The 10607-nt window shown below is 36.1% G+C and carries 8 protein-coding genes; all 8 read right to left on the bottom strand.

Translation table 11 applies throughout. The features are described 5' to 3' along the window. Nucleotides 1-6 precede the first annotated feature (6 nt). Nucleotides 7-3861, bottom strand: coding sequence for a pilus assembly protein (locus C9E89_RS02840; RefSeq protein ID WP_107006925.1), 3855 nt, complete (start codon nt 3859-3861; stop codon nt 7-9). Nucleotides 3862-3876: 15 nt separating this feature from the next. Further along, nucleotides 3877-4641 carry a pilus assembly PilX family protein gene (locus tag C9E89_RS02845; RefSeq protein WP_171405059.1) on the bottom strand — a complete coding sequence of 255 codons (765 nt, stop codon included), beginning with the start codon at nt 4639-4641 and terminating at the stop codon, nt 3877-3879. Beyond that, complete coding sequence (locus C9E89_RS02850; RefSeq protein ID WP_107006926.1) at nt 4638-5663, bottom strand: PilW family protein; 1026 nt, start codon at nt 5661-5663, stop codon at nt 4638-4640. The genes C9E89_RS02845 and C9E89_RS02850 overlap by 4 nt, the downstream gene beginning before the upstream one ends. Continuing rightward, nucleotides 5664-6170 (bottom strand): type IV pilus modification protein PilV, encoded by a 507-nt coding sequence (gene pilV, locus C9E89_RS02855; protein ID WP_107006927.1) that lies wholly within the window; start codon nt 6168-6170, stop codon nt 5664-5666. Then, entirely contained in the window at nt 6164-6610 is a 447-nt protein-coding gene (locus C9E89_RS02860) for a pilus assembly FimT family protein (RefSeq protein ID WP_107006928.1), read from the bottom strand. The genes pilV and C9E89_RS02860 overlap by 7 nt, the downstream gene beginning before the upstream one ends. 271 nt (nt 6611-6881) lie before the next feature. Next, the gene (locus C9E89_RS02865) at nt 6882-7391 is read right to left on the bottom strand and encodes a type IV pilin protein (RefSeq protein WP_322887898.1); all 510 of its coding nucleotides are present in this window, start codon (nt 7389-7391) and stop codon (nt 6882-6884) included. Beyond that, the gene (locus C9E89_RS02870; protein WP_286376050.1) at nt 7372-7824 is read right to left on the bottom strand and encodes a type IV pilin protein; all 453 of its coding nucleotides are present in this window, start codon (nt 7822-7824) and stop codon (nt 7372-7374) included. The genes C9E89_RS02865 and C9E89_RS02870 overlap by 20 nt, the downstream gene beginning before the upstream one ends. Then, a partial coding sequence (locus C9E89_RS02875; protein ID WP_213069624.1) for a pilus assembly protein occupies nt 7814-10607 on the bottom strand: 2794 nt, incomplete at its 5' end. The genes C9E89_RS02870 and C9E89_RS02875, both read right to left, overlap by 11 nt.

The raw sequence follows: 10607 nt of genomic DNA on the forward strand, positions 1-10607 counted from the left end.
CACCCATTATGATACTTTACGTGCAAGCTTTTCATACCAACGTTGTGGAATAAGGCACATTTCTGTTGCTTCACCATTTCCAAAACCACCTGTCACGGTTAAAGCAATTCGACCACTGGTATTAATACAATAGTTTGTTGCACTGGTATTTCCTGTCGCTTTTGGTGGACATGATTCATCTTTGCAATCAACAGGTGGACAGCTTTCTCCTACACATTCTCCTTCACCTCCCTCACTCCCACCACCTTCACCTTTTTTACCCCCCACAGTAACTGTGTGAATACCAATACCAATTACCCCACGTGCAGGTTCTAACTTTGATGCACATTGACCAAAAGGCATACAGAATGCAGTTAACATACTTTCACCTTTTACACCTGCACCACACTCACCAGAAATGCCTGGTTTACTAGAATCAAAGGTAGAAACATAAAGTTTGTAATTCATTGCCAATGGTGTACCAAAGACTTTTTCACTTTGTTTATTATAGTTATTACAATTAGTTAGTTTTCCATCAACACCTGCTGTACAGGTTTTAAAATCATAATACCAACCTCCTTTTTCTGAAAAAGGTGCAACAAGCGTGGTATTTTCAAAACGATTAAGATCTGTTATTTCACCTAAATTAGTTTTTTTAAGATTTTGAGTATTTAAATCAGTTTTTCGATTAAATAAATCACGGCGTGCTACATCTTTATCATAGATATTATAAATTGCATCATATTCATCAGATGTATTAGAAGACGTATAACTTACTAAAGGAGCACTACGATTACCACTGCCCTGCGAAATTACAGCAAATGTTGTACCATTTTGATTATATAAAGAAAAACCTGGCATATCGTAGAATCTAGGACTGGCTACATCTGTATGCATAGTGAAAATTTTTACTGGTGCTTTTGGAACAGCACCTTTTATATTTTGCTTATTATCCAAATCTATTCTAAATAATTGTCCACCTAAATCACCAAAATATAAATGATCAATTAAATCATCACCATCACGATCTACAGTACGAATCTCACTCACTACGCTATATTTCAAATCTGCACTTTTGGTTGAAATAACACCCGTATTTACATCTGTTGGTGATGTAGCAGTAGCATAATCACTCGCCCACCAAAGCAGATCACCATTGTCTGCATCAAACATATAAATGCCTGCACCTTTTGACCGACTTGGATTGTAGTTTGCATTTTCATAACCACTATATAGCCCTTTCATACCATTGGTATGCGCATCGCCATCATCGCCACCCGCATCATAGCCACCACCAACAAACATCACACGTTTACGTGTTCCTCCCCAATTTACCCAACCAATCGCTGGCTTAGACCAACTTTGCCCCATATATTGCAGTTGATTAAATGTTGTAGAAGAGCTTCCGCTATATACTTTTTGGGTTGTTGGATCGATATGGAATTTCAGTTCTGGGCTATTAATATTGCTCAGATCTAGCGCATAATAACTACGCCCTCCCATTCGTAATCCACCATATGCCATTTGCATACCTTGTTGACTATCTGTACGTCCTTTGCCTACAACCAAATTACCAGAACTATCAACAACATATTGTGTATAGAGAGACCAAGAACCATCTATGCCATAGTAAAGTTTTTGCAAACCGCCATTGGTCACACTAGACAAACGAAAAGCATCTTTTTGATTTTCAACCATTTCATTAGGTACAAAAGCAAACTTTTCAACACCTGTTTCAGCATCAACAACATGTAATAGACCTTGTGTTGTACCAAACAGTACATAGTCTTCTCTGCTAGTTGATTCCATCACTTTCGTGGTTTTGTTATATTCTAATTTTCCATTATTGGTAACTAATAATGGATAAGAATGCATCACTGCACCCATTTGACGTAAATTTGGTTGTGCTTTTAAATTATCAATAGTTGTAGGTGGATTGACTACATCAATGTTATAGCCTAGCAATGACCATAAATAACCACGATTTGGATCGTTTTTATAAGTTGTATCAACAATATCTGCCAATTGAACTTGGCGTAATGTGCCTGTGCCCTTAAATGATGTATTACCATTTTCAGTGACTGCTTTACGATTTGTTAATAACTTACGTTCTGCTTTATTTTCAGTATTTATCCCAAGTAACATTTGTGACCATGCGCCACCACGTACAGCAAATTTTTTGCTTCCAATAGTATTTTCATCACCATTTTCCACAGCAGTATCTATTTGTTTCGCCCAAAAATCATAAATTGCTGAAGTAATATTCCCATTTGCATCATAAACGGGTTCTTTGATTCGACCATCACTTTCAAAAACTGTTGCTGCATTTTTTGCTTTTAAAACACCATTCTCACTGACTAAATATTTTTTTAAGTTACCTAGCCAGAGTTGGTAGTTAGTTGCAGGTGTAGGCTGAAAAGTTTGATAATATGCATTATCCTGTAGCTCAGCAGGGTTTAAAGCATCTCGGGGAATAGTCGGAGAACCTGTCGTTACAGAGGGGATCTCTTTGGATAAATTATTAATAAAATCATTGACACTATCTACGACATCTTGAGAACTGTTACCTGAATACCAACCACCTTCTGATTGAACGCCCCAACGTGCTGCGTTCTTAACATCCTCACTCGCATTGGCTGAAGCAATATTATCCAAATTTTGTTCTGTACTTAACTCCTTACTAAAGGAGTTAATATTGTTAAAATCACTGCCAAATCCGACCACGGCTGTTTTTAATATCGGACGATTACCATTTAATGCTTGCTTTAAAATACTTTGTGAAAATTTATTTATACAATCCCAACCTGTACTAGAGTTAGTACAGGAAAAACTATTATTGTCTAATACTTTTTTCATTAACTCTTGTGCTTGATCATTATTACTTGGAACACCATCCGTTAGAACATAAACGCCTTGTCCGCTACATTGTTGATTACTTTCTCCTGTTATCTGTTTTTGAATACTTTCAGGAATAATATAATTATTTCCAGATGTTACACCTGTACCAGCATAAAGAAAGCCACTTGAGTTTGTATTTATAGTCGTTGCTCCCCATAAGGAAGCTACTGCTTCTGCATAAGCATGTGCAGTTGGTGTACCACCACGTGCACCTAACTGAGCAATTTCATTTAAAAGTATTTGTCTTTGCGTAATACCGTCAACAACTGCATCCAGTCGACGAGCAGGGATACGTACTTGCCCTCGCACATTGTCTGCTTCACTGGGTCTCCCCTCACTATCAAAACTAGTTGGTCGAGAATAAGTGGTCAATCCAATAATTTTATCATCAGCGAGTTGTGGAATATTGTTTGCTCTATTTCCATTTAATAGGTCGAACATGCCGTCTTTAACACGTGTAATTCGATCATAATATTTGCGTATCATTCCCTCATAAGCAACGGTATAGCTACTTCCGCCAATTCTTACTGTTTCTTTATGCAATGCATCATAATCAGACGGTTTTTTGGAGAAGCTCGCCCCCCAATTACAGTTACTAATGCTCGCACTCTCATTCGTACACTTCCAATAGGTATTATTTCGAAAACGATATTTATAAGTTTTCGTATCAGCTACATTACAATAATATCGCTTATAACTTGGCGAACCATTTGTCGAATCTTCCCTATCACTAGATGCGATCGAAGCTTCATTAGGAATATCACAAGAACTCTTATTGCCTATTTGTTGAGGTGCTCCCATACTTCCTGAGATATCCAACATAAACATCAACGTAATATCACCCGACTTTGCATCTTGGTAAATATCAATATCACTTGCTTGTGTCACACTTGTACTGACTAACATAGTCGATATTGCCGCAATACTTATGACCAAAACTTTATAACGAGATGAATTCAGGAAATTTTTGTTTAAGGTTTTCATTTCATTACTCCAAATCTATACAAAGTCTTGAACAATCACATATTCAGTCACATGTGATGTATATGGGACATTTAAATCAGCAAGACACTCCGTCACTGTTCTTCGTGAATCAGCATTTAATGCAACTGTCGTTCCTTCAGGAACTGTTGCTTCACTCATATAATTTTTAAAACATTTATTAATATCTGTAGCAGAAGCATTGGTTAGTGTAGGCATAACAGATACAGCAAATACTTTCACAGGTTTACTACGATCAAATTTTACGGTTTGATCATCTGTACCAAATTGCGTACCAAAAAAAGGATCATTTTCTGAAATACTGGAAAACTTAACAGCAATTTGGGTCATCACAGCTTTACGACCACTGGTAAAAAAATTTGTGGCACTCTCATCTGCATTACAATATCCATCTAACCCAAACTCACTATTGCTTGGTGCTTGTTGCCCCGATTTCCAATAAATTAAACTTGCTCGACTAATATCAAAAAAACCTGATTCTTCACCGCGATAGCAAAAGACCATTTCTTTATCTTTATCTGTTGCCCCACTGATATAACCAAACATTCCACTAGAACTTAAAGCCTGAATAATATTGTCCTCTCGTTCAACATTAAAAAAAGCAGCATCTGCATTTTGTAATAACAACTGTTGTGCTTGACTATTTGTCGCAATATTCAAACCAACTAAACTTTGTCGTACTGCTAAAGTTCCCAATACAACTATGGCTAATAAAAGAAATAAAACAACGATTAATGTTGCTCCACGTTGTTGCTTCATCATTGCCCTCTCTCCCCAAATGCATTACGTAGTGCTATCGTTTGTGTGACCACTTGTCTTGCATACTTTGAGGAATTCCCTATAGGTTTTGTCACTGTTACATCCTGATCTAAAACTCTAAACACTTGACTATCTGAAAATTCTGTTCCAGTACCTACAGATTGATTTGAGCGTGCTAAAACACCTAATTGCACTGCTAAAATTCGAGGTCTTGATGCCATAGCCATATATGTGGCTGTATCTACATAGCGATGATTTTCACCAGATTGAATTGAATACAACACTCGAAAATGATCAACTCTTTGTAAAATAATTTCGCCATCATCACCCAAGCCTGTAATTTCATTAGGGCTGCCTTCTAGAGGATAATGTCCAGCATCACATGCAAGTGCTAAAGGTGTATTAGGCTCATTTTTACTATTATTGTTATCGGGTCGTAAAAAATATCGTTGGACAATAACTTGACGACCTTCTGTCCGACTAAATTCTAATTCTGTCCCTTCACAATCAGAACCGCCATACCAAACATCATCATTTTCATTTGCTGTATTTTTATGATCCAAAACATATTGTGGAACAAATTGAATAGTCAATTGGTCACTAGATCTATCTTGCACATTCGATACACCTGTCCATTGCGGTGATGTACCTACCTCAAGCCCATCACTACGAGTAAGCAAGGTTTCATTTACAGTTTTTCCAACAATACTTATAGGGATATTTGCTCGTTCAACTCCGCTTACTTCAACTGAGTTCTCAGATGAACGAAAAACAATCCCTCCATATGTAGTTAAATCATTAATACTTGAATTAATTGTATTTAAATTTCCTAAACGTATATCTTTTACAATATAGTTCAGACCAAAATTGGCATCATCCTGTAAACTCAATTGCCCTTGTTGTAATGCCTGACTCCTAGAACTCGTCAAAAATAGCATTGTTGCTGCAGCAACAATTACCAAACCTAGAGCTAATGCAATCATTAATTCAATCAAAGTAAAACCGACTTGTTTAATATGGCTCATTTAATAAACCTCCATAATCAAACAAGTTGAATTTGGCTCGTAACTTGTACCAGTTGTACAATTACCACGATCAGTACCATCAGTTGCAGCAGTATCCCCCCATGCAACATAAATACATCTGCGGTTATCCTCATTTCCCTGACAAGGTAAATAATTTGCTGTCATTCCGATTGTTCTTGCTTTTGTAGCGATCTGAGCGACATCAAAATCAGCTAAATTTGTACTAGAACAATTTGTATTAAAACAATTGATAGGAAAAACTCTTTGTGTATTGGCTGTATTTAATTGAAATGCGTAAACCTCTTCTGCACCTCGATTCACTCGCATTCTTTCAGCTAAATCACGCGCAAGATTGACTGCTTGAATTCGTGCACCACTTTCAGCAGTTGCTTCTATAGCCCGATACTGTAGTGCAATAAATCCCATGACTCCTATTGCTAAAATTAATAATGCAACAAGTACTTCAACCAAACCGACACCCTGTTGATTTTTATCAATCATTAGCATGCCCCTTGAATAGCTTGTTGAATTGTTCCCATTTTAGAAACTTTCACTATTTGAGACTTTCCACCTATTTCAGAACAAATGATAAAAGTGGTATCTGACCCTGCATCTCTTACGCTACCATTTAACCCATAAGTAATTTTTGTTTCACTTGCAGTTGTTAAATGTACTTTTCCATAAGGCATCCAATAAATAGTTGTATCTGTATTTTGAGGTAACAAATCTACTTCACTTGGACTGAGTTCTACTTCAACATTTTTACGCTCTAGTGCCGCTTTTGCTCGTGCCTGATTCAATACACCTATTAACTCATTAGTATTTTTTTTTAAATCTTGTTGAGTCAGCATATTTTTAAAGGGAGGGATAGCCATCATCGCAATTATAGCGATGACGGATATTGTGACCATCAGCTCAATAAGCGTAAATCCTCTCATTAATTGCATAAAATTATCTAAACTATAAATCTATATAATTACGATACTAAGGTTTTATTTTTTAAATATAACAATAGATAGATGAAAGGCTATTTTTACAAGATATTCGGATTAAACAACTGATTAAAAACAAATTTTATTAAAATAATGATAAAAAAATAACTTAAATATTCAATTAAATAAAACACATCACATTATTTGGAATTTTAACCAAAAAAAACAACATTAAGTAAAAAAAACCTTCTAAATTAGAAGGTTTTTTTACTTAATCTGGGATTAATTATTTATCTTCCCATTTATTACTACAAGCTGTAGCTGGAACAGGATTACCATTATTATCAACCGTTGATGTTACATTTGCACTATCATCATTTTTGTACCAGCACTTTACGCCCGCTGAATTTAAAGAAATAGCGCCTGTACCTTTTTGTCTCTCTGTTGCTATTGGTCTTGCAACTAATAACCATGATTGCAAATTCGCCTGCGCATTAGTAAAAGCAACACCAGATATATCCGTTAACGTTAACTGATAATATGCAGTATTAATAGGATATTTATCTCCTCCTAATTGGGTTAAATTTGCACCAAAGAAACTATGGTTCACTAAACGATAAGTTTCCAAATTTTGTGCAAGATTCATAACATGTGTTTGTGCATCAGCCCTATTACTTCGTTTAACATATTCTGAGTAATTAGGAATTGCTATAGCGGCTAAAATGCCTACTATAGCCACGATAATCATCAACTCAAATAATGTAAAACCAAATTGCTTACCAATCTTCGCTTCCATCTGCTCTTGTCCCACAATCTGTAAATGTTACTTTCGATGCTATTTTATTTCTACACCTAAGACCCTGATTATTAATTAAATATGTGAAATTTTTTACATCCTGTGGAACAGCTCTCATCACCCATGCAGAACCATCCGTGGCTAAATTTGTGGTCGCTGTTGCTTGAAGACTAATTGTGTATTTAAGTGGATCTCCAACATTTATTGAAATAGGAGTATACAATCTGTAGCTAAAATTCCTAGATTTATAACGTTCTAGATCCTGAGCTAGACGTTGCATTTCTGCCTCAGCTAAAGATGCATTACTTCGTAGAATATATTGCTGATAACTTGGGTAAGCGATTGCAGCAAGTACTGCAACCATCACCACCACCACCATCAACTCAATAAGCGTAAAACCATTTTTTAAATTCATTTTCCACCTATTTAGCATACCAATTCATTGGTTTGGTTTGAGCAACACATTTCCACTTACCAGTACCATGAAGATTGCCTGCTAGTTGCAAACCACCACAGTTTCCATCAGATTGACCTGGTGCGAATGCACTACCTAAAATCCCTTGCCCTAGAGCAGCACTTGATACTTCACTTCCGAGAACATCACTCTCTTTCCCTGGTCTCCAACCTGTTTTACTCTCCTCGAGAGTGTTAAGAGTTACGTTCGTGCCCGTTCCACTCAAACAAGCACCAAATGGTAAACAATAATATTGACGATAAGTTTCTCCAATAACACGAACTTGACATGGATCTGGATTGGGATTAATTGTTTCACTTTCAGGGTCATAAACAGTCATCAACAGAGTATTAGCAACGACTATTAATGGTTCAAATGCTTTTATCCCACCTAATTGTCGATAACTATTATTTGCTCTCTCTGTACCAGCTGAATTACTCGATAAAGAACGATACCAACCATAACGAGTAGCTGCGTTAACTGTATTCACGTAAGGAATTAACTGATTTTTTAATACACCAAAACCGCTATTTCGAACAATAACCTGAGGATTTTGTATAAGGCTAGCTAATGTTAAATCTTTAGTCGCTAATGCATAATCAGCTGCATAATTTGTATTTAAATCTTTTTTCAGTACATCTGTATCCATAATTGCATAAATATTATTAGCTAATTGACCCGTTAATGCTGTAGGTACAGATGAAGGACGCATACGCCCCAAAGGTGCAACATCTAATGGTGAACTACGATCACCAGATGCTATAGCCATTAATATAAATCTCTTTCCTTGCTCACGATGCATAGTTAATGTTGGTGCTTCATAAAAACGTGGATTATTTCCATTCGTAATATTTGCACCCGTTGCATTTGTTGCCAGATTTGCGACTTTAACAACACGTACACCAAAGCTTTCACTATTTTCTGTTTTATTTTTATTGTTTAAATCAGCACGGAAAACTTGCCCTCCAAGATCTCCAAAATAAAAATGATCTACTAAACCATCAGCATCTGTATCTAATGTAGAAATATTACTTACAATACTGTGTTTGATATCTGCATTGTTCTTATCTGCACCAGCATTACTTACCCAAAATAAGCGGTCACCTGTTGCAGCATCAACAACATAAACAGCATTACCTTTTGCTTGTGATTTATTTGAACATTGTGCTTTAAATGCAGCACTTTTTGATATATCTGCTGTGTAATCTGTATTAAGTTTAAAATGTGGATCTTCATAACATGTATCATAACCACCACTAATAAACATAACTCGCTTAATCACACCATTGATTCGAATATTACCCAATACTGGTTTAGACCAAGATTGTCCCATATGGTTATAATCTGTTTGATCTGCACTAATTCTAAATAAAAATTTTGGTGAGGTTTTTGTCGTAATATCTAAGCCATAATAACTACTTCCTCCCATACGTAAGCCACCATATGCATACATTTTTTCAGCAACAATTTTTGTTGTTGCTGTATCTCCTGAACCTACCTGTTCATACTTATATATAGGATCAACAACCCAAGCTGCATCCGTACCTGCTGCAACACCTGCTGTAGATGATTCATCCCTTTTCAGAGCTAAGGACTGTACCGAGTCAGATAAAATATCTGATGGAATAAACGAGAATTGTTCTGTTCCTCTTTCTGCATCTACTAAATGTAAACCACCTTCCATTGTTCCAAACAAAATTGATTGGCTACGTGTAGATTGTAATTCACCTTCACTATTTAGTACGCCTTCATAAGTTACTTGTACAGGCAATGAATGAGAAATCCCTCCTAAACTATTCCACTCTTTTCCTTCCTGTTGTAAAGGTACAGTTGTTAAATCAGTTGGTAGGTTTGTATCATTCAAATCAATTTTAAAACCTAAATAGTTAAGTATTTTACGTTTTAATAAATTAGTGAATTTTGAAGTTACTGCATTTTCATTTAAACTAGTTATTGTGGTTGCTAAAGTAGAGTTTTCCACTTCTGGTAAACGCAGTAAATTAGCCCCTTTAGATAATTGAGGCGTTAAGTTATTATCACTATCTAATTTAAAATTGGTGTAAAGATTACGTATTTTATTTGGTGCACCAACTATCGGCATTGGAATGTTTTTATACGCACCGCCTTTATATACACTTCCACCTTCATCAGCACCTGCCGTCCCCCAAAGATCATTAATCCCCGTATTAAACTTACCTTTATTATCTAATACTAATGAAGCAGTCGCTGATGCTCCTTCAGCTAAAGCACCATTCACAATATCATATTTTTTTAAATTTCCTGCCCACAATACATCTGTACTACCTGGTCTTGGTTGAAATGCTCGAACATATCCCTGTGACGTAACACCTGTTGGATTTAAATCATCAACAGGTACAGACCAAGCACCGGTGGTTAATGGTTCGATTGTTCCTGTATCTAAATTATTTAAAGCAGCAAGAACACTATTTGTAACATCTACTGCATCTTTTGCTTGGAAAAATCCACCATTACCAAAACCATCCTCTGCATTACGAAATACAGTATTGGGCTTTACAGTTTTATCTGTATTATAATATGAACAATTATCACCCTCTTTGGCTGAACCAAGCTGACAAGCATTGCGTGTATCTGTTGTCAATGTAGCTGACATAGCCCCATCAAACTCTTTACCAAAACCAACAAAAGCTGTCTGTATTGGACGCTGTTTAGGGTTAGTTATTGCATATAAACTACGTGCAAAAGCCCCCATACACTTCCAACCACTCTCTGAATGACTATTT

It is taken from the genome of Acinetobacter sichuanensis (genome assembly GCF_003024515.2).
Classification (GTDB): Bacteria; Pseudomonadota; Gammaproteobacteria; order Pseudomonadales; family Moraxellaceae; genus Acinetobacter; species Acinetobacter sichuanensis.

What these genes read in the sequence shown, in the direction of transcription:
- pilV (WP_107006927.1), bottom strand. Translation starts at nt 6,170, where the DNA reads ATGCTAATGATTGATAAAAATCAACAGGGTGTCGGTTTGGTTGAAGTA.
- C9E89_RS02865 (WP_322887898.1), bottom strand. Translation starts at nt 7,391, where the DNA reads ATGGAAGCGAAGATTGGTAAGCAATTTGGTTTTACATTATTTGAGTTG.
- C9E89_RS02845 (WP_171405059.1), bottom strand. Translation starts at nt 4,641, where the DNA reads ATGATGAAGCAACAACGTGGAGCAACATTAATCGTTGTTTTATTTCTT.
- C9E89_RS02850 (WP_107006926.1), bottom strand. Translation starts at nt 5,663, where the DNA reads ATGAGCCATATTAAACAAGTCGGTTTTACTTTGATTGAATTAATGATT.
- C9E89_RS02860 (WP_107006928.1), bottom strand. Translation starts at nt 6,610, where the DNA reads ATGCAATTAATGAGAGGATTTACGCTTATTGAGCTGATGGTCACAATA.
- C9E89_RS02840 (WP_107006925.1), bottom strand. Translation starts at nt 3,861, where the DNA reads ATGAAAACCTTAAACAAAAATTTCCTGAATTCATCTCGTTATAAAGTT.
- C9E89_RS02870 (WP_286376050.1), bottom strand. Translation starts at nt 7,824, where the DNA reads ATGCTAAATAGGTGGAAAATGAATTTAAAAAATGGTTTTACGCTTATT.